General features: G+C 55.1%; 16 protein-coding genes and 1 pseudogene. 7 read left to right on the top strand and 10 right to left on the bottom strand.

Annotated features, from left to right (window positions below; translation table 11 throughout):
- From oxyR to argC, 4 genes are all read right to left on the bottom strand, one after another.
- A partial coding sequence (gene oxyR / locus ACZAHD_RS15425) for a DNA-binding transcriptional regulator OxyR (protein WP_462457552.1) occupies positions 1 to 461 on the bottom strand: 461 nt, incomplete at its 3' end.
- Positions 462 to 737: 276 nt separating this feature from the next.
- Positions 738 to 2111: an argininosuccinate lyase gene (gene argH, locus ACZAHD_RS15420; RefSeq protein ID WP_462457551.1), complete on the bottom strand. Its 1374-nt coding sequence runs from the start codon at positions 2109 to 2111 to the stop codon at positions 738 to 740.
- A gap of 102 nt (positions 2112 to 2213) precedes the next feature.
- On the bottom strand, positions 2214 to 2990 hold the full coding sequence (argB, locus tag ACZAHD_RS15415; RefSeq protein ID WP_088402725.1) for an acetylglutamate kinase: 777 nt from the start codon (positions 2988 to 2990) through the stop codon (positions 2214 to 2216).
- A 6-nt stretch (positions 2991 to 2996) separates the two neighbouring features.
- The gene (gene argC / locus ACZAHD_RS15410; protein WP_462457550.1) at positions 2997 to 4001 is read right to left on the bottom strand and encodes an N-acetyl-gamma-glutamyl-phosphate reductase; all 1005 of its coding nucleotides are present in this window, start codon (positions 3999 to 4001) and stop codon (positions 2997 to 2999) included.
- A 178-nt stretch (positions 4002 to 4179) separates the two neighbouring features.
- On the opposite strand from argC, the gene argE reads away from it, so the two are divergent.
- Both argE and ppc read left to right on the top strand, forming a co-directional pair.
- Complete coding sequence (argE, locus tag ACZAHD_RS15405) at positions 4180 to 5331, top strand: acetylornithine deacetylase (protein ID WP_462457549.1); 1152 nt, start codon at positions 4180 to 4182, stop codon at positions 5329 to 5331.
- Positions 5332 to 5586: 255 nt separating this feature from the next.
- Positions 5587 to 8238, top strand: a complete 2652-nt coding sequence (gene ppc / locus ACZAHD_RS15400; RefSeq protein WP_462457548.1) for a phosphoenolpyruvate carboxylase — start codon at positions 5587 to 5589, stop codon at positions 8236 to 8238.
- Positions 8239 to 8512: 274 nt separating this feature from the next.
- On the opposite strand, the gene zinT is transcribed toward ppc, so the two are convergent.
- On the bottom strand, positions 8513 to 9163 hold the full coding sequence (gene zinT / locus ACZAHD_RS15395; RefSeq protein ID WP_462457547.1) for a metal-binding protein ZinT: 651 nt from the start codon (positions 9161 to 9163) through the stop codon (positions 8513 to 8515).
- 153 nt (positions 9164 to 9316) lie between these two features.
- Between zinT and ACZAHD_RS15390 the strand changes: the two genes are divergently transcribed.
- The 3 genes from ACZAHD_RS15390 (at position 9317) to gldA (ending at position 12199) form a co-directional block, all read left to right on the top strand.
- Positions 9317 to 10168 (top strand): AraC family transcriptional regulator, encoded by an 852-nt coding sequence (locus tag ACZAHD_RS15390; protein ID WP_462457546.1) that lies wholly within the window; start codon positions 9317 to 9319, stop codon positions 10166 to 10168.
- Positions 10169 to 10378: 210 nt separating this feature from the next.
- On the top strand, positions 10379 to 11041 hold the full coding sequence (fsa, locus tag ACZAHD_RS15385; RefSeq protein ID WP_462457545.1) for a fructose-6-phosphate aldolase: 663 nt from the start codon (positions 10379 to 10381) through the stop codon (positions 11039 to 11041).
- A gap of 54 nt (positions 11042 to 11095) precedes the next feature.
- Positions 11096 to 12199, top strand: a complete 1104-nt coding sequence (gldA, locus tag ACZAHD_RS15380) for a bifunctional L-1,2-propanediol dehydrogenase/glycerol dehydrogenase (RefSeq protein WP_462457544.1) — start codon at positions 11096 to 11098, stop codon at positions 12197 to 12199.
- A gap of 30 nt (positions 12200 to 12229) precedes the next feature.
- Here the strand turns inward: gldA and metF are convergent, their stop codons facing one another.
- The gene (metF, locus tag ACZAHD_RS15375; protein WP_462457543.1) at positions 12230 to 13120 is read right to left on the bottom strand and encodes a methylenetetrahydrofolate reductase; all 891 of its coding nucleotides are present in this window, start codon (positions 13118 to 13120) and stop codon (positions 12230 to 12232) included.
- 167 nt (positions 13121 to 13287) lie between these two features.
- A complete protein-coding gene (locus ACZAHD_RS15370) occupies positions 13288 to 14187 on the bottom strand; it encodes a LysR family transcriptional regulator (RefSeq protein ID WP_462457542.1) in 900 nt (299 codons plus the stop codon).
- Positions 14188 to 14277: 90 nt separating this feature from the next.
- Between ACZAHD_RS15370 and ACZAHD_RS15365 the strand changes: the two genes are divergently transcribed.
- Positions 14278 to 14649, top strand: a complete 372-nt coding sequence (locus ACZAHD_RS15365) for a carboxymuconolactone decarboxylase family protein (protein ID WP_462457541.1) — start codon at positions 14278 to 14280, stop codon at positions 14647 to 14649.
- Positions 14650 to 14693: 44 nt separating this feature from the next.
- Here the strand turns inward: ACZAHD_RS15365 and ACZAHD_RS15360 are convergent, their stop codons facing one another.
- Positions 14694 to 17126, bottom strand: a complete 2433-nt coding sequence (locus ACZAHD_RS15360; protein ID WP_462457540.1) for a bifunctional aspartate kinase/homoserine dehydrogenase II — start codon at positions 17124 to 17126, stop codon at positions 14694 to 14696.
- 2 nt (positions 17127 to 17128) lie between these two features.
- On the bottom strand, positions 17129 to 18289 hold the full coding sequence (gene metB / locus ACZAHD_RS15355) for a cystathionine gamma-synthase (protein ID WP_462457539.1): 1161 nt from the start codon (positions 18287 to 18289) through the stop codon (positions 17129 to 17131).
- Positions 18290 to 18554: 265 nt separating this feature from the next.
- Between metB and metJ the strand changes: the two genes are divergently transcribed.
- Positions 18555 to 18872, top strand: a complete 318-nt coding sequence (gene metJ / locus ACZAHD_RS15350; protein WP_004869405.1) for a met regulon transcriptional regulator MetJ — start codon at positions 18555 to 18557, stop codon at positions 18870 to 18872.
- Between the two features lie 65 nt (positions 18873 to 18937).
- Here the strand turns inward: metJ and ACZAHD_RS15345 are convergent.
- Positions 18938 to 19103: pseudogene (locus ACZAHD_RS15345) on the bottom strand (IS200/IS605 family transposase); the annotation flags it as partial.

The raw sequence follows: 19103 nt of genomic DNA, 5'->3' as shown, positions 1-19103 counted from the left end.
GCCTCGCTCTCTTTCACCAGCGCGAGGATCGCGCAGTCAAGCTTGCCGCTGTCCAGTTGGGCCAGCAGCTGATGCGTTTGCGCTTCATGCAGGTACATTTCCAGCTTTGGAAACGTCTGGTGCAGCATCGGTATAATTTGTGGTAACAGGTAAGGGCCAATCGTCGGAATCAGGCCAATATGCAGCGGCCCGGACATGGTCTCACCCTGTTGACTTGCCATTTCCTTGAGCACTTTGACTTCGCGTAACACGGTACGCGCCTGATCCACCAGCAACAGTCCGGCCTGGGTAAACAGCACCTTACGGCTGGTGCGCTCCAGCAACATGACCCCAAGTTCATCCTCCAGCTTGCGGATTTGTCCGCTAAGCGTGGGTTGGCTGACGTGGCAGGAGTCCGCCGCGCGTCGGAAGTGGCGGTGCTCGGCTAGCGCAACCAGGTATTCAAGATCGCGAATATTCATTATTCATCCTCCGTCGCCATGATAGTTCATGGCGATAGATAGCATAGCAACCAACGATTATCCCTATCAAGTTTTCTGTTCAATAATAAACCCAGAAACAAGGCGAAAGTCGGTAAATCACGATATCGCCTCAGCATATTCCCTGACAAAACAACTAAAGCCAACGTGAACTTTTGCGGACCTTGTGTCCGCTTTTTTTTGCATAAAAAAGCCCGGGTAGAGCCCGAGCCTGTTTTATCGCTTATCTCGTTAGTCTTACCCGCGAAAAGCGAAGATTTACGCCAGACGCCGTTTGGCGTCAGCAATCGCCTGGACAACCTGCTTCGGCGAGACGCCGCCTTTTGCCGAACGCTTATCCAGGCAAGACTGCAGCGACAGAACCGGATAGACATCGTCAGCAATCACGCCGCTAAACTTCTGCAGGTCGGCCAGCGCCAGATCTTCCAGTGGTTTGCTCTGGGCAATCGCTTCCACAACCGCTTCCCCAACGATATGGTGTGCTTCACGGAACGGTACACCTTTCGCAACCAGGTAATCCGCAAGTTCAGTCGCATTCGCATAACCTTGCTGCGCCGCCTCTTCACAACGCGGACGCTTAACCTGAATGCCATCCAGCACCAGCGTCGCCATATTCAGGCAATCGAGCCAGGTATCGAGCGCGTCGAACAGCCCTTCTTTGTCTTCCTGCATATCTTTGTTGTAAGCCAGCGGCAGGCCTTTCAACGTCATCATCATCCCGGTCAGCGCACCCTGCACGCGGCCACATTTTCCGCGGATAAGTTCGAGCGCATCCGGGTTCTTTTTCTGCGGCATCAGCGAAGAACCGGAGGTGACACGATCGGATAATTCAATAAAACCGGCTTCGCCCGTATTAAAGAAAATCAGGTCTTCGGCGAAACGCGACAGATGAACCATGCCAATCGACGCATCGGAGAGCAGTTCCAGCACATGGTCGCGATCGGATACGCTGTCCAGGCTATTGCGGGTCGCCGAAGCAAAACCCAGCCAGTCCGCCAACTGCTCACGATCGATATCATAGGCGGTACCCGCCAGCGCACCGCAGCCCAGAGGGCTGACGTCCAGACGCTTGAGGGTATCCTGCAAACGGCTTTCATCGCGCGCCAGCATCTCAACGTAGGCCAGACACCAGTGGGCGAACGTCACCGGTTGCGCACGCTGCAGATGGGTATAACCCGGCATCACGGCGTCCTGGTTATTCTGCGCCGTATCCACCAGCGCGCTTTGCAGCTGGCGATTCGCAGAGAGCAGCTCCGCGACCGTATCTTTACACCACAGCTTCAGATCGGTTGCGACCTGGTCGTTACGGCTACGCCCGGTATGCAATTTCTTACCCAACTGGCCCACTTTGTCGATCAGTTTACCTTCCACCCAGCTATGGATATCTTCGGCATCGCTTGCAAGAATTTGCTTCGGATTCGCCCGCACCTCTTCCAGCAGCACGCTGAGCGCCTCTTCCAGCTGCTGCTGCTCAGCGGCACTCAGCACGCCCACCGTCACCAGCGCTTTAGACCAGGCAACAGAGCCAACGATATCCTGCTCCGCCAGGCGGTAGTCGAAGCGCAAAGAGTCGTTGAACTGCTTGAACCGCTGATCTGCTGCCTGAGTAAAACGCCCGCCCCAAAGTGCCATAACCATTTCCTTACATTCGTTTAGTTCTGCCGGGTGACGCTTCGCTAACCCGACCTACAGTCTTGTAGGCCCGGCAAACAATACGCCGCCGGGCATAAAATATTAAGCCAGAATACGCGTGCCGATCGGCGTGCCATTAAACAATGCCGGCAGCTGTTCCGCGTGACGCCAGGAGGCGATATCCACTGGGCGTCCCAGCGCGCGCGCCGCATCCAGCGCGGCATTCACCTTCACGATCATGCCGTCAGTGATAATGCCTTGTTCGATCAGCTGCTCCGCCTTCGCCGCGGTCATCTCCGCGATACGCTGGCCTTTACCATCGAGAATACCGCTGACATCGGAAAGCAGAATCAGATCCGCGCCGAGGGTCGCCGCCAGCGCAGTGGCCGCCTGGTCAGCATTCACGTTCATCAGCTCTCCTTCATCGGTCACGCCGATCGAACTGACTACCGGCAGGTAGCCGCCGGCCAGCAGGGTGTTAATCAGCGCCGGCGATCCCGGCTGCGCCAGGCCAACGTGGCCCAGATCTTCATCAAGCTGAGTGACCTTCACGCTGTCACCATCGCCAAGGAACAGGCCAACGGACATAATATGGTGTTTCTTCGCCCATGCCAGCAGCGTCTTATTCGCGGTTCCCGCCAGCGCACCGGTAATAATGTCGATCTGATCCGCAGGCGTCACCCGCAGACCATTTTTCTTGTTCACCGGCAGGTTGAGCTGCTTCATCAGCTCATCCACCACACAGCCGCCGCCGTGAACAATAACCAGCGGACGATGATGCGTTTCACGATAATTGACCAGCGCGGTAAACAAACGCTCCAGCGCTTCTTCGCTGTCGAGTAAAACGCCGCCGAGTTTGATAATTAATGGGTTCATCATCACACCTTAAATAAGAGACTGCGTTTCAGCGAAGCCGAAACGAATATTCGCGCACTGTACTGCCTGTGCTGCCGCGCCTTTCAGCAGGTTATCTTCCGCAGCCACCACGATAATATGCTGGCCCTGAACCGCAAAACCGATATCACAGAATGGCAGACCTACGACGTTTTTCAATGCGGGCACGCTTTTATCGTATAAACGGACCAATGGCTTATCGGCATACGCCTGCTGGAACACCCTGGCAACCTGCTCTTTGCTGACGCCTGGCTTCAGGCGGCAGGTAATGGTTTCCAGAATCCCACGTTTAAAGTTGCCAAGATGAGGCGTAAAAATCACCTCTGCGCCCAGATGAGTCGAGATTTCCGGGTGGTGGCGATGGTTGAACACGCCATACGGCTGCAGGCTGACTTCACAGAAGCTATTGCCGATGGCCGCCTTACGACCCGCACCGCTGACGCCGCTGGTCGCGTTGATCACCGGCCACTGGGTAAGATCCAGCAGGTCCGCATCGATCAGCGGCTTCAGAGACAGCTGAGCCGCCGTCGGATAGCAGCCCGGTACGGCAACCAAATTCGCCTCTTTCAGTTTGTCGACGCTCCACTCAGCCAGACCATACACTGCCTGCTCAAGCAGAGCCGGATGCTGATGAGTAAAGCCGTAATATTTTTCGTAGAACGCAGCGTCGTTGACGCGGAAGGCGCCGGATAAGTCGAACACCACGCAGCCTGCGGCCAGGAACTGCGGCGCCAGGTCGTGACTCACTTCATGGGCGGTAGCGAGGAAGACAACATCCACCCCGTCGCTAAATTCGCTGATATCTGACATCGGCTGCAGCGGTAAATCCACAATGCCTTTCAGCTGCGGATGCAAATCGGAAATTAATTTCCCTGCATCATTGCTTTGCGCGGAGACCGTCAAAGCGGTTATGGTCATATGAGGATGGCGATTTATATAGGTCACTAGCTCTGCGCCGGCATAACCGCTGGCACCCACAATCAGCGTCTTCAACATCGGGGCTCTTCACCTTCTTACGTCATATTTGTCCAGGAAGCATTTATCTTCCTCACCCTGTTAAGCCGTAAGCACTTTCCCTACATTTTATGGGTTTTCTTACGCTCAACGATAATGTATTTTTATTCATAAATAATGCATGAATATTGATACTATCATGACTCGAGGTGTGTCAACAATGAAAAACAATTTACCCCCATTTATCGAGATTTACCGCGCATTGATCGCCACACCTTCCATCAGTGCAACCGAAGAGGCGCTGGATCAAAGTAATGAGACTTTAATCAATTTACTTGCCGGCTGGTTCCGCGAAATTGGCTTCAATGTCGAAGTGCAGCCGGTGCCGGATACGCGCAATAAATTCAATATGCTGGCCAGTAGCGGCCACGGCGCTGGCGGCCTGCTCCTTGCCGGACATACCGATACCGTTCCCTTTGATGACGGCCGCTGGACCCGCGATCCTTTCACCCTCACCGAGCACGAAAACAAACTGTACGGCCTCGGCACCGCCGACATGAAAGGTTTTTTTGCCTTTATTCTTGATGCCCTGCGCGATGTCAATGTGAGTCAGTTGAAAAAACCGCTCTACATCCTGGCGACCGCCGATGAAGAGACCAGCATGGCCGGCGCCCGTTACTTTGCCGAAACAACTCTGTTGCGCCCTGATTGCGCTATCATCGGCGAACCGACCTCTCTGCAGCCGGTACGCGCGCACAAAGGCCATATGTCCAACGCTATTCGTATCCAGGGACAGTCTGGACACTCCAGCGATCCGGCGCGTGGCGTCAACGCCATTGAGCTGATGCACGATGCTATTGGTCGCATCATGCAGTTGCGCGACTCGCTGAAAGAGCGCTATCACTACGATGCCTTCACTGTACCGTATCCGACGCTCAACCTCGGGGCTCTCCATGGCGGTGACGCGTCAAACCGCATCTGCGCCTGCTGCGAGTTGCATATGGATATTCGCCCGCTTCCGGGTATGACACTCAACGATCTTAACGGACTGCTGGATGAAGCACTGGCACCGGTTAGCGAGCGCTGGCCGGGCCGCCTGACCATCTCCGAGCTGCATCCGCCAATTCCAGGCTACGAATGTCCGCCAGACCACCGGCTGGTGCAGGTCGTTGAAAAACTACTCGGCGCACAAACTGAAGTTGTGAACTACTGTACCGAAGCCCCGTTTATCCAGACGCTCTGCCCGACGCTGGTTTTAGGTCCTGGCTCCATTAATCAGGCCCACCAACCGGATGAATATCTGGAAACCCGCTTTATCAAGCCAACCCGGGAGCTTATTACACAGGTTGTCCACCATTTCTGCTGGCACTAAAAGCCTGCGGATCCCGCCTCTTTTACTGGGGCGGGACGGTGATTCTGGTCACATTTTAATAAGCAACACTTATCAGACGACGTCTGAATTAAATTTCGTAAATTGCCGCCATTTATTCGTTTGCTGAAGCGATTTCGCAGCAATTGACGTGGGGGTTTTTACGTGGCTTTATAAAAGACGGCTGCTTATCCGCCGCTCAACGTTGCAGAGTGCCGGGTATAACAAAATAAAATGAGATGGGGTGTCTGGGGTAACATGAACGAACAATATTCCGCTTTGCGTAGTAATGTCAGTATGCTCGGTAAGGTGCTAGGCGATACCATCAAGGATGCTCTGGGAGAGAACATTCTTGATCGTGTCGAAACTATCCGTAAATTGTCCAAATCCTCTCGCGCCGGCAATGAAGCCAATCGCAAGGAATTGCTCACCACTCTGCAAAACTTGTCCAACGACGAGCTGCTGCCGGTAGCGCGCGCCTTCAGTCAGTTTCTGAACCTGGCCAATACCGCTGAGCAATACCACAGTATTTCGCCAAATGGCGAAGCGGCCAGCAATCCGGAAGTGATTGCCCGTACCCTGAGAAAGCTTAAAGAGCAGCCTCATCTCAGCGAAGACACCATTAAAAAAGCGGTAGAATCCCTCTCTCTGGAGCTGGTACTCACCGCTCACCCCACCGAGATCACCCGCCGTACGCTGATCCACAAAATGGTGGAAGTAAACAACTGCCTGAAGCAGCTTGATAACAAAGATATCGCTGACTACGAGCACCACCAGCTGATGCGCCGTCTGCGCCAGCTGATTGCCCAGTCATGGCATACAGATGAGATCCGTAAATACCGCCCGACACCGGTGGACGAAGCAAAATGGGGTTTTGCCGTTGTTGAAAACAGCCTGTGGGAAGGTGTTCCAAACTACCTGCGCGAGCTGAACGAACAGCTGGAAGAGAACCTCGGTTATCAGTTGCCGGTGGACTTCGTCCCGGTGCGCTTCACCTCCTGGATGGGCGGCGACCGCGATGGCAACCCGAATGTCACCGCCGATATTACCCGCCACGTGCTGCTGCTGAGCCGCTGGAAAGCAACCGACCTGTTCCTGAAAGATATTCAACTGCTGATTTCCGAACTGTCGATGGTCGAGTGTACCGATGAAGTGCGGGAGCTGGCTGGCCCGGAAGGCGAGCAGGAACCGTATCGTTATCTGATGAAAAAGATGCGTACCCAGCTGATGGAAACGCAGGCCTGGCTGGAAGCTCGCCTGAAAGGGCAGAAGCTGCCGAAACCTGCCGGCCTGATTACTCAGAACGAACAGCTGTGGGAGCCGCTTTACGCCTGCTATAAGTCACTGCAGTCCTGCGGCATGGGCATTATTGCCAACGGTGAACTGCTCGATACCCTGCGCCGCGTGAAATCGTTTGGCGTACCGCTGGTACGTATCGATATCCGCCAGGAAAGCACCCGCCATACCGAAGCGCTGGGGGAGATGACTCGTTATCTCGGTATCGGCGATTACGAAAGCTGGTCAGAAGCCGACAAACAGGCATTCCTGATCCGCGAACTAAACTCTAAACGTCCGCTGCTGCCGCGTCACTGGGAGCCAAGCAATGAAACCCGCGAAGTGCTCGACACCTGCAAAGTGATCGCCGAAGCGCCACGCGGATCTATCGCCGCCTACGTGATCTCCATGGCGAAGACCCCATCCGACGTGCTGGCGGTTCATCTGCTGCTGAAAGAGGCCGGTATCGGCTTCGCCTTGCCGGTTGCACCGCTGTTCGAAACCCTGGATGACCTGAACAACGCCAACGACGTCATGACCCAATTGCTGAATATCGACTGGTATCGCGGCTTTATCCAGGGCAAACAGATGGTCATGATTGGCTATTCTGACTCAGCAAAAGATGCCGGCGTGATGGCTGCTTCCTGGGCGCAATACCAGGCGCAGGATGCGTTGATCAAAACCTGCGAAAAAGCCGGTATTGAACTCACGCTGTTCCACGGCCGCGGGGGTTCTATCGGTCGCGGCGGCGCACCAGCGCACGCGGCGCTGCTTTCGCAGCCTCCGGGAAGTCTGAAAGGTGGCCTGCGCGTCACTGAACAGGGTGAGATGATCCGCTTTAAGTATGGTTTGCCGGAAGTCACTATCAGCAGCCTGTCGCTCTATACCAGCGCGATTCTGGAAGCCAACCTGCTTCCACCGCCGGAACCAAAAGCAGAGTGGCGCGATATCATGGCCGAGCTATCCGATGTCTCTTGTAAAATGTACCGTGGCTATGTACGTGAAAATAAAGATTTCGTGCCTTACTTCCGCTCCGCCACCCCGGAGCAGGAGTTAGGTAAACTGCCGTTAGGTTCGCGTCCGGCAAAACGTCGCCCAACCGGCGGTGTCGAATCGCTGCGCGCCATTCCGTGGATCTTCGCCTGGACACAGAACCGCCTGATGCTGCCCGCCTGGTTAGGTGCTGGCGCGGCGCTACAGAAAGTGGTCGAAGGGGGTAAGCAGAGTGAACTGGAAGCAATGTGCCGCGACTGGCCGTTCTTCTCCACCCGCCTCGGCATGCTGGAGATGGTCTTCTCGAAAGCTGACCTGTGGCTGGCGGAGTACTACGATCAGCGCCTGGTGAAATCGGAGCTGTGGACGCTGGGTAAAGAGCTACGCAAGCTGCTGTCTGCCGACATCAACGTCGTGCTGGCGATTGCTAACGACTCACATCTGATGGCCGATCTGCCATGGATCGCCGAGTCTATCCAACTGCGTAACATCTATACCGACCCACTGAACGTCCTGCAGGCTGAACTGCTGCACCGTTCGCGTCTGGCGGAAGCCGAAGGTAAAGAGCCGGATCCGCGCGTCGAACAAGCGCTGATGGTCACGATTGCGGGCGTTGCCGCAGGTATGCGCAACACGGGCTAATTTCTCAGCCGTTCCCGGTCACACTCTGTTTATCGGGAAAAAACCGGATAGCGCCTTATCCGGTTACGCTTTCCCCGGTCAGCATCACGTGACCGGGGATTTTTATTGATAACTGAAAACCACGTCTTGTGGGCGTGGTCAGCAACAGGTTTTGGCTCTGCCTTACTGTCATTGGATTTAAATCTTACAGAACTGGCAGAGGCTTTTTTTTAAGGATTTTGGTACGCCCCTATGGGGCGAAATCAATGCCGCCTTCTATGAAGGCGGATTTTTACTAGTGGTGCAGCATTTCGTCGACAATCTGCTCTTTATGCAGAGCATAGGGATAATATGTCGGCCAGTTATCCATTTCTTTCAGTAACGCCTCCTGCGAGTCATTGCCCATAAAGATGTGGAAATGTTGTGATTTGCGCGGTCCGATAATATGATCGCTGAACTGAACAAATTTCGGCGCTTTTGACTCCGCCTGCTGGCATTCGAACAGGTAACGCACCCCCTTCTTGCCGGAAACATAGGTCAGGATCTTATAGCCGGAATAGGTATATTTACAGGCATTAACAGTCTTGCCAACGTGGAACTCCATCATGTTATCTTCGATCCCAATCTGGTCCACATCGGTGGCATACCCTTTCTTGTAATATTCCCGATATTCCGCCACGCTCTTGCCGCCCGCTTTTTTGGCTTTTTGCTCCAGTACCGGATCCAAATCGCCATTCAGCAGATACGGATTCACCGACTGCCAGATCCCGTCCCAGTCGCTTAGCGCCCGATCTTTAACATCTGTATCGGCAAAAATACCCTCGCTGGCCTTAACCTCCGCCTCCGTTAACGCGGGGCCATGGCTATGGTGACCATGGGCAAAGGTCTGTGCACTGGCTAACAACATGCCAATACCCAGCGCAAGGGCAGAAATCTTTTTGGTCATCACTCTCTCCTGAGTTAACATTTGCAATAATGCGTTACGATATAACATATCACACATAATCTGCAATACTGTTCCTCCCTCTTTGCCCGCTGACTTTTACCCTTTCCTCGCTGTACGGTATGATAAAAACGTGGCGTCTTTTACGGAGCAAGAATGGATATCGATCTCAACCAACACATCGACGCTTTAATCAAAAACCCGGCAACGATCGGGCATATCCGCTTTACCAACGACAACCGCCCGGCTTCTGGTAACGTGGAGAAGGTTGATTTCCCACGCCTCGAAATCATTCTTGAAGGACAGCTTCACGATGCCGGTATCAAAGCCGATCCGCCCGTGCTGTCGCGGCACGACGTGCTGTTTATTCCCGCTGGCGGATGGCATTCTCCCCATTGGCAGTTATCCTGTACTGTCCTGAGTATTGTATTTGGCAAGCAGCAGATAGAGCTCACTCTGACGCGCTGGAACGGCAGTACGTTGAATGTTGAGGATAAGCTTCAGTTACCACGCCGCGGCCCCCGGACGGGCTCCTTCCTGCTTCAGGCGCTCAATGAGATGCAGATGCAACCGCAGGAACAACACACCGCGAGATTTATCGTTATCAGCTTGCTGAGCCATTGCGCCGATCTGCTTGGCAGCCAGGTGCAAACTGCCTCACGAAGTCAGGCGCTCTTTGAGGCGATCCGCAAATATATCGACGCTCACTTTGCCGGACCACTAACCCGCGAATCGGTGGCACAGCAATTTTATCTCTCGCCAAACTATCTCTCCCATCTGTTCCAGAAATGTGGACCCATGGGGTTTAACGAGTATCTGAATCACATCCGGCTTGAGCAGGCCCGTATGCTGTTAAAAGGTCACGACATGAAAATTAAAGATGTCGCTCACGCCTGTGGTTTTGTCGACAGCAACTATTTCTGCCGTCTGTTTCGCAAGAATACCGAGCGTTCCCCCTCCGAGTACCGCCGCCAGTACCACAGCCAGTTGACGGAGAAACCACGCTAAGCAGAAACTAGATTTTTGTAAGTAAGCCCCGCATTTTTATGATCATCCAGCCCGGATACGCCAGATATAGCTGGAAAACGTGATCTAAATCATCCTTACCCGCAATGCGTACATTTATCCAGTTTTTGGCAAATTTGTCATCTGGCGACCCGCCGAGGAGAAGCCGTATTCTTACCTCAACATCACTGAATTGAGCATTGAGGAAAGGCTATGAAACTCTATCTGGACACCGCGAACGTAGCAGAAGTTGAACGTTTGGCACGCATCTATCCGTTAGCCGGAGTGACCACCAACCCGAGCATTATCGCCGCAGGCAAAACGCCGATCTGGGATGTTCTCCCGCGCCTGCAAAAGGCCGTCGGTCCCGCTGGAACGCTGTTTGCCCAGACTATGAGCCGCGAGGCTGAGGGCATGGTGGCGGAAGCCAAACGGCTAAGTAACGCCGTTCCAGGCATCGTGGTTAAAATCCCGGTCACCGCTGAAGGCCTCGCCGCTATCAAATTACTGAAAAAAGAAGGTATCCCAACGCTGGGTACCGCGGTCTATAGCGCCGCGCAGGGGCTGCTGGCAGCGCTGGCGGGCGCAAAATATGTTGCCCCTTACGTCAACCGCGTCGATGCCCAGGGAGGGGACGGTATTCGCATGGTGCAGGAGTTGCAATCCCTGCTGGAGCAACACGCGCCAGGGAGCAAAGTGCTGGCCGCCAGCTTTAAAACTTCGCGTCAGGCGCTGGATTGCCTGCTGGCCGGCTGTGAAGCTATCACCCTTCCCTTAGATGTAGCGCAACAAATGCTCGGCACCCCCGCGGTAGAGTCAGCCATAGAGAAGTTTGAGCAAGACTGGAATAACGCTTTTGGTAATCTGAACCTGTAACCCGATTGTCGCGTCGCCAGAGGACGGTGCCACGATCAACCAGGAGGAATAGAAATGGATCGCATTATTCAATCCCCAGGCAAATATATTCAGGGCGCGAATGCTATCACCCGCCTTGGTAACTATCTCAAACCGCTGGCCGAACGCTGGCTCATTGTTGGCGACAAGTTTGTGCTGGGGTTTGCTGAAGAAAAGCTACGTAAAAGCCTGACCGATGCGGGTCTGGCTGCTGAAATCGTGCCGTTCGGCGGCGAATGCTCGCATAATGAAATCAATCGCTTGCGCGACATTGCTGGCTCTGCCCGCTGCAATGCCGTGCTGGGAATCGGCGGCGGAAAAACACTGGATACCGCAAAAGCATTAGCCCACTTTATGAATCTTCCGGTGGTGATTGCCCCGACAATTGCCTCAACAGACGCCCCCTGCAGCGCCCTCTCCGTTATCTATACCGACGAAGGCGAGTTTGACAGCTATCTGATGCTGCCGCGCAACCCGAACATGGTGATTGTCGATACGCAGATCGTCGCAGGCGCTCCGCCCCGCCTGCTGGCAGCGGGTATCGGCGATGCGCTGGCCACCTGGTTTGAAGCCCGCGCCTGTTCACGCAGCGGCGCCAGGACCATGGCCGGAGGCAAATGCACTCAGGCAGCGCTGGCACTGGCTGAACTGTGCTACAACACGCTGATTGAAGAAGGTGAAAAAGCGATGCTGGCGGCAGAGCAACACGTCGTCACGCCAGCGCTGGAGAAAGTGATCGAAGCCAACACCTATCTGAGCGGCGTTGGTTTTGAAAGCGGCGGGCTGGCAGCAGCGCACGCGATCCATAACGGCCTCACCGCCATTCCGGACGCGCATCACTACTATCACGGTGAAAAAGTCGCCTTCGGGACGCTGACGCAGCTGGTTCTGGAAAATGCTCCGGTGGAAGAGATTGAAACCGTCGCCGCGCTGTGTCACGGCGTTGGGCTGCCTGTCACCCTGGCACAGCTGGATATTAAAGGGGATATTCCCGGCAAAATGCGTACCGTCGCGCAAGCGGCCTGCGCAGAGGGAGAAACTATCCACAATATGCCCGGAGGCGCGACCGCTGATGAAGTCTACGCCGCGCTGCTGGTCGCCGATCAGTACGGCCAGCGTTTTCTGCATGAGTGGGAATAAAACAACATGGCCCTCGATGAGGGCCATTTTTTATACCGCCGGACGGACGCCCAGCGTGTGGCAGATGGCGTAGCTCATCTCAGCACGATTCAGCGTGTAGAAGTGGAAATCCTTCACCCCTTCGCGGCTTAAAATCTTCACCATGTCCATGGCGATGTTGGCCCCCACCAGCTGCCGGGTTTCGGCGTCATTGTCCAGACCTTCAAACATTTTCGCCATCCATGTCGGGATGCGCACGTTGGTCATGTCGGCAAATTTTTTCGCCTGTTTGAAGTTAGAAACCGGCAGGATGCCCGGAATAATTTCTACATCAATACCGGCGGACACACAGCGATCGCGGAAGCGCAGATAGCTTTCAACGTCAAAGAAGAACTGGGTAATCGCACGGTTAGCGCCCGCATCAACTTTCCGCTTCAGGTTCAGCAGATCTGCCTGTGCGCTTTTGGCTTCCGGGTGAACTTCAGGATAGGCCGCAACGGAGATATCAAAATCGCCAACCTCTTTCAGCAGCGTCACCAGATCCGCCGCATACATATCAGGCTTACCGCAACCCGGTGGCAGGTCGCCGCGCAGGGCAACGATGTGGCGAATACCGTTGTTCCAGTAGTCTTCGGCGATCGTGCGCAGTTCATCGCGGCTGGCGTCAATACAGGTCAGATGCGGTGCCGCTTCCAGACCAGTACGTTCCTTAATACCTTTAATGATGCTGTGGGTGCGATCGCGCTCGCCGGAGTTGGCGCCATAAGTCACCGAGACAAACTTTGGCTTCAGGCTGCTTAAGCGATCGATGGACTTCCATAAGGTTTGCTCCATTTCACTGGTACGCGGCGGGAAGAATTCAAAGGACACGTTAATCTGGCCCTGCACTTCTACCAGGCTCTGATTCAGGGCTTCCCGCTGATTGGCGTGAAAAAAGCTCATACCTTACCTCATCAATCGCATTTTATTGTTTGTTGTGCTGCGAACTTCTATACGTTTAGACGTCCAGATGTAAAAATGACGGAAAAGAGAGCAGGCGTCAATAGAAAAATAGGCATAAAGAGTGAGGAATATTCAGTGAAGATGAGATTAATTCATGTCGATTAACGTTAAGATAATGATTTCTCAATAAACGGCAGCAACCACGCACGCAAAGCCTCATCTTCCGATCGCGTCAGTAATCCCAGCGACAAGCGCAAGCGGGTCCCCTCCAGCGGATGAAATACCACCCCCTGACGCTGTATCGCGGCAAATGACGCCGGCAGCAAAATCATCCCTTCTCCACGCGCGATGCGCGCCAACAGGACGTCATGTTCAGCGGGCTCCTCCACATATGCCGGCACGTAGCCAAGACGCTCAAAAAGACGCCGGGTTGCGTCAAAAAAAACCGGATTACGTTCGCGCCTGAACCAAAACAGCGGCCGATGACTCAGGTTTTCTAAGAACAACCGGGGAATTGCGGATTCCGGCCATGAGGCAGGTAGCGCCGCAATCAGCGGTTCATGATAGGGCAAAGGAGAAAGCGTTAGCCCATCGACATCCAGCGGCAGCGCAACCAGCGCGGCGTTCAGCTTGCCTTTGCGCACCTGCTGAGCCAGGGCGGGCGAAGAGTGGCGAAGGAGGGAGAGCGCACTGACCTCGCGACCCAATGCCGATTCCAGAGACGCAAAAATACCCTGCTCAAAGGCTGTCGTCAGCCCCAGACGTAAGGGTTGCTGCTGGCCGTCGGACAGCTGACCTAGCGCACTCAGCGTCGTCTCCTGCAGCGCCAGAAGCGGACGAATCAGCTCCAGCACTCGCTCACCCTCTACAGTAAGAATCAGTCCTTTGGTATGGCGGACAAAGAGCGTCACACCCAGCAGCATTTCCAGATGGCGGATATGGCGGCTAAGCGGCGGCTGTGAGATGAACAACCGCTGCGCCGCCCGGCTGATATTATTCTCTTCCGCCACCACGGCAAAATAGCGCAGCAGGCGAATATCAAGAGTCTGTAAGCGTAAATTTGTCATACCTGAAAGGTATCACGAAAAGGGTATTACTCAAGTCTGATGAACGCCGCTAACCTTCCTTCCAACACACCATTATTATGAGGAAAGATCATGACATCAGAGCGTTATACCACCGGCCTGGACATGTTGCAGCGCGTTGACGGTAAAGGTGGCGAAGCCGTCGTCAAAAGCCTGCAGGCCATCGCTCCGGACTTTGCCAGCTACCTGATTGAATTCCCGTTTGGCGATATTTATGCCCGGCCGGGGCTCGATTTACGCAGTCGTGAAATCGCCACCATTGCCGCCTTAACCGCGCTGGGCAATGCTGCACCGCAGCTAAAAGTGCATATTGCCGCCGGATTGCATGTCGGTTTGTCGCAGGAGGAGATTATTGAAGTCATCATGCAGATGGCGGTGTATGCCGGATTCCCGGCGGCCTTAAATGGCCTGTTCGCCGCCAAAGAGGTCTTTGCGGCGCATTGATACCCCGAGACCAGACGCCGGTCAGGTCTCGGGCAGAGGAAGAATTACAGCAACTGCGCCAGACGGTTAATATCCGACTGAATGGCGCCAGCGGTCACATCGCGGCCAGCACCCGGACCGCGGATGACCAGCGGGTTATCGCGGTACCAGCGGCTCTCGATGGCAAAGACGTTATCGCACGGCAGCAGCGCCGCCAGCGGATGCTCCTCGCGAACAGCTTCAACACCAACCCGCGCTTTTCCGTTGGCATCAAAACGCGCCACGTAGCGCAGAACCAGCCCCAGCTCACGGGCGGCCTCCAGACGTTGCAGCATCTGTTCGTTCAGCTCTTCACCATTCTCAAAGAAGTGATCCACAGAGCCCTCTTCACAGTGCGCAGGCACCAGCGATTCCACGCGCACCTGATCGGGCTCGATATCATAACCGGCTTCGCGCGCAAGGATAACCAGCTTACGCATCACGTCTTTTCCCGCCAGATCAACGCGGGGATCCGGCTCCGTTAGCCCTTGCTGCCAGGCCTGATCGACCAGATCGGTAAACGGTACGGTGCCGTCAAACTGCAGGAACAGCCAGGAGAGCGTACCTGAGAAAATGCCGCTTAGCGCCAGAATGGTATCACCGCTGTCAATCAGGTCGCGCACGGTATGGTTCACCGGCAGACCCGCGCCAACGGTGGCGTTGTACAGCCAGTGACGGCCCGTTTTCTCGAACGCATCGTGAATCTGACGATATTTGTCGCTGCTGCTGGCACCGGCCAACTTATTCGCACTGATGACGTGGAAACCGTGGCTGGCAAAATCGAGGTACTGATCGGCCAGTTGCTCGCTGGCGGTTACGTCCAGCACCACTAAATCATCATAGGGATGAGCGCGCATCCACAGGAATAGCGACTCTTCATCCTGCTCAACCGCTTCATCGTTGAAAAAGGCCAACGCGCGGCTGGCATCCAGACCGTCGTAGTTAAGCAGGCTGCGGCGGCTGTCCACCACCCCGGCGAGGACAAACTCAAAACCGGTGCGGGCTGAGAGCGTGCTCTGTTCACGGGCAAACAGCTCCAGCCAACGCGAACCGATATTGCCTTTACCAAACAGGACCAGACCAATACGTTTTTCCGCCCTGAACAGGGACTGGTGCAGGCCCTGGATCAGGCTTTCCGTCGGGCCTGCGCGTAGCACCGCGACCAGACTAATTCCCTCTTCAGACTGCCAGGTAAACTCGACCGGCTGCCCTTTCAGTTGCTGCCAGAAACGGTGGCAGTGCAGCGGATTACGGCTGACGCCCGCCCCAACCATCGCCACCAGCGCCAGCTTCTGACGCAGACGCAGCTCGCCCGGCAGACCGGCTTCATCGAGCAGGCGCAGCGCGCTGTCGGCCACTTCCGAGGTGTAGCAGAACTGCAGCAGCTTACGATCAGCATGCACCCCCACCGCCAGCGGGCGCAACTGAGCCCGTTTAAAGATAAGATCCAGCTCCTTGTGCGCCAGCTTGAAATCCTGCCCGGCGGGCACCTGGAACTCAATCAGGCAGACGTCATCATGGCTGGTCACAATACGCGCGCCGGTCCCAGACGCCAGTACACGCTCAATACGTGTGGAGCCTTGCTCAGGCGTGTAGCTACAGCGGAGCTGCAGATCGATATCGCTCCCGGAGACCGGCTGAAGGGTACGGGCGTGCAGAACTGGAGCCGCCAGGCGCGCCAGCTCGCTGGCTTCATCCAGACGCAGCAGCGGCAGCAGGCACGCATCCTTCACCTTACGCGGATCCGCACTGTAGACCCCGGCCACATCGCTCCAGATAGTGACGCGAGACGCTCCGGCCAGGGCACCAATCTGGGTAGCAGAATAGTCAGAACCATTACGCCCCAGCAGAACGGTTTCCCCGGCGTTATTGCGCGAAATAAAACCGGTCACCACCAGACGTTTGTTGGGATGTTGCGCCATCAGCTGTTGCAGCAGTGGATAAGACAGACCTTCATCCACCTGCGGCTGTGCAGCACGCTCGGCGCGCAGGAAGCTGCGCGCGTCAAGCCATGCCGCTTCCAGTCCCAGTTGGTTGAGCACCGCTGCCATCAGACGTGCGGACCATACTTCGCCATGGCCGACCACTTCAGCGTATACCGCATCGGTCACGCCGCTATCCAGCAAGCCGGCGAGACGCTCAAGATCGTGAATAAAAGACGCGATCAGCGTATCCGCCGCTTCTGCCGACAGCAGGCTGGCGATCAGCTCCAGATGATAACGGCGCAGCGACTGCTGTACCTGATGCGCAGAAAGGCGATCGGTCTGGCTGAGCTTCAGCCAGCTAATCAGCTGGTTGGTGGTGCTGCCCGCGGCGGAGACAACCATCATGTCGCCGGCCTGCGAGTATTCTGTCATGATCCCCGCGACGCGCAGGTAACATTTCGCATCCGCTAAACTACTCCCACCAAATTTGTGCAGCTGACGACCCTTCGCCCCTGCCTGCGCATTCACACTCATGTTTATTCCTCGTTTGCCGCCCGGAAGCCATTTTCCAGGTCAGCAATTAAATCTTCACCATCTTCAATACCGGTCGAAATACGCAGAAGCGTTTCTGAAATCCCCGCCGCCGCGCGCGCCTCAGGCGCCATACCTGCATGGGTCATCGTCGCAGCGTGCGAAATCAGACTTTCTACGCCCCCCAGCGATTCGGCCAGCGTAAACAGCGATAATCCGCTCAGAAAACGACGCAGCGTCTGCTCATCGCCCTTCAGCTCAAAGCTTAACATCGCGCCAAAACCTTTTTGCTGACGGGCAGCAATCTCATGCCCCTGATTTTCCGGCAGAGACGGATGATACAGTTTTTTCACCAGCGGCTGGGTTTTCAGATAGTCGACAATCGCCAGCGCATTGCGCTGTGCAACTTCCATACGCGGAGAGAGCGTACGTAAACCACGCAGCAGCAGGTAGCTATCAAATGCGCTGCCGGTCACGCCGATATTATTCGCCCACCATGCCAGTTCGGTGACAACAGCCGGATCTTTTGCAATCACCACCCCGGCCACGACATCAGAATGTCCGTTCAGGTATTTTGTGCACGAATGCAGCACCAAATCGGCTCCTAGCGCCAGCGGATTTTGCAACGCCGGGCTCAGGAAGGTGTTATCCACCACGCTCACCGCACCTGCTTCACGAGCCAGCGTGCAGATTTTCGCAATATCCACCACGCGCAGCAATGGATTACTTGGACTTTCGACCAACACCAGCTTCGGTTTTTCAGACAATGCCGCGCTCAGCGCCTGCTCATCGTTCTGATCGACAAACAGTACTCGATAGCAGCCGCGCTTCGCGAGGCTATCAAACAGGCGATAGCTGCCGCCGTAGCAATCGTGAGGCGCTACCAGCAGATCGCCGGGCTTCAGGAATACGGTCGTCACCAGCAGAATCGCCGACATGCCGGTATTGGTCAGCACGGCACCCGCCCCTCCTTCCAGCTCCGCCAGCGCGCGCTGCACCACATCGCGGGTAGGGTTACCGCGGCGGGAGTAGTCGTGGGCACGAGGTTCATTAAAGTCGGTAAAATTGTAGGTACTGGAAAGGTGAATCGGTGGGACAACGCAACCGTATTGTTCGTCGTCATTTAAACCGCTACGCACTGCGATGGTGGCCTGTTTACGCGTCATTTGGGCAGTTCCTGGCTGAGTCGGTGAAAAGTCAGGCATCAGAGTAATCATTGTCACAATAGACGTCAATACATCTGGACATCTAAACTTCTTTGCGTATAGATTGAGCAAATAGAGAATAGCCGTTAAAATTATATGCATTAGCGCATATTTGCAGGGGCTTAGCGGGTGTCAGAACGCCCCCTCTCCGGTAAACTACGCGCAATTATGGCCCTGACCCAGTGTTCTGGCCCTTAACTTATGACTAGAGGATTAAAGGTATCTCATGGCTGAATGGAGCGGCGAATATATCAGCCCATACGCTGAGCACGGTAAGAAGAGTGAGCAAGTAAAAAAAATTACGGTATCCATTCCTCTGAAGGTGTTGAAGATCCTCACCGATGAACGCACGCGTCGTCAGGTCAACAACCTGCGCCACGCCACCAATAGCGAACTGCTGTGTGAAGCGTTCCTGCACGCATTTACCGGTCAACCGTTACCCAACGATGAAGACCTGCGTAAAGAGCGCAGCGATGAGATCCCGGAAGCGGCGAAACAGATTATGCGCGAGATGGGTATCGACCCGGATACGTGGGAATACTGAGGCAATAAAAAAGGGCGAAAGCGATCTTCCGCCCTTTTTAACGTCTCTGCCCCCTGAATCTGAATTCAGGGCATAACGACAAAAGTAAATAATCCACCTGCTACGCAGGTGGCTTTGACACAGCCCCCCTAAAAGGGGGCTTAAACACTCCCCTTCCAGTCCGGGCTGTATTTGTCTCTCTTCTTCCTCTTTGGCTACCTTGTCCTGGTACCGGACATATCGTCGCATTAT

The organism is Raoultella sp., assembly GCF_039594335.1.
GTDB lineage: Bacteria > Pseudomonadota > Gammaproteobacteria > Enterobacterales > Enterobacteriaceae > Klebsiella.
The sequence above is the reverse complement of the archived record's forward strand: the minus strand, read 5'-3'. Positions and strand labels throughout refer to the sequence as shown.

Excerpts from the sequence above, each read along its gene's own strand:
- ppc (WP_462457548.1), top strand. The coding sequence starts at position 5,587 with ATGAACGAACAATATTCCGCTTTGCGTAGTAATGTCAGTATGCTCGGT.
- metJ (WP_004869405.1), top strand. The coding sequence starts at position 18,555 with ATGGCTGAATGGAGCGGCGAATATATCAGCCCATACGCTGAGCACGGT.
- ACZAHD_RS15360 (WP_462457540.1), bottom strand. The coding sequence starts at position 17,126 with ATGAGTGTGAATGCGCAGGCAGGGGCGAAGGGTCGTCAGCTGCACAAA.
- argC (WP_462457550.1), bottom strand. The coding sequence starts at position 4,001 with ATGTTGAAGACGCTGATTGTGGGTGCCAGCGGTTATGCCGGCGCAGAG.
- zinT (WP_462457547.1), bottom strand. The coding sequence starts at position 9,163 with ATGACCAAAAAGATTTCTGCCCTTGCGCTGGGTATTGGCATGTTGTTA.
- gldA (WP_462457544.1), top strand. The coding sequence starts at position 11,096 with ATGGATCGCATTATTCAATCCCCAGGCAAATATATTCAGGGCGCGAAT.
- argB (WP_088402725.1), bottom strand. The coding sequence starts at position 2,990 with ATGATGAACCCATTAATTATCAAACTCGGCGGCGTTTTACTCGACAGC.
- fsa (WP_462457545.1), top strand. The coding sequence starts at position 10,379 with ATGAAACTCTATCTGGACACCGCGAACGTAGCAGAAGTTGAACGTTTG.
- metB (WP_462457539.1), bottom strand. The coding sequence starts at position 18,289 with ATGACGCGTAAACAGGCCACCATCGCAGTGCGTAGCGGTTTAAATGAC.
- metF (WP_462457543.1), bottom strand. The coding sequence starts at position 13,120 with ATGAGCTTTTTTCACGCCAATCAGCGGGAAGCCCTGAATCAGAGCCTG.
- ACZAHD_RS15365 (WP_462457541.1), top strand. The coding sequence starts at position 14,278 with ATGACATCAGAGCGTTATACCACCGGCCTGGACATGTTGCAGCGCGTT.
- argE (WP_462457549.1), top strand. The coding sequence starts at position 4,180 with ATGAAAAACAATTTACCCCCATTTATCGAGATTTACCGCGCATTGATC.
- ACZAHD_RS15390 (WP_462457546.1), top strand. The coding sequence starts at position 9,317 with ATGGATATCGATCTCAACCAACACATCGACGCTTTAATCAAAAACCCG.
- ACZAHD_RS15370 (WP_462457542.1), bottom strand. The coding sequence starts at position 14,187 with ATGACAAATTTACGCTTACAGACTCTTGATATTCGCCTGCTGCGCTAT.
- argH (WP_462457551.1), bottom strand. The coding sequence starts at position 2,111 with ATGGCACTTTGGGGCGGGCGTTTTACTCAGGCAGCAGATCAGCGGTTC.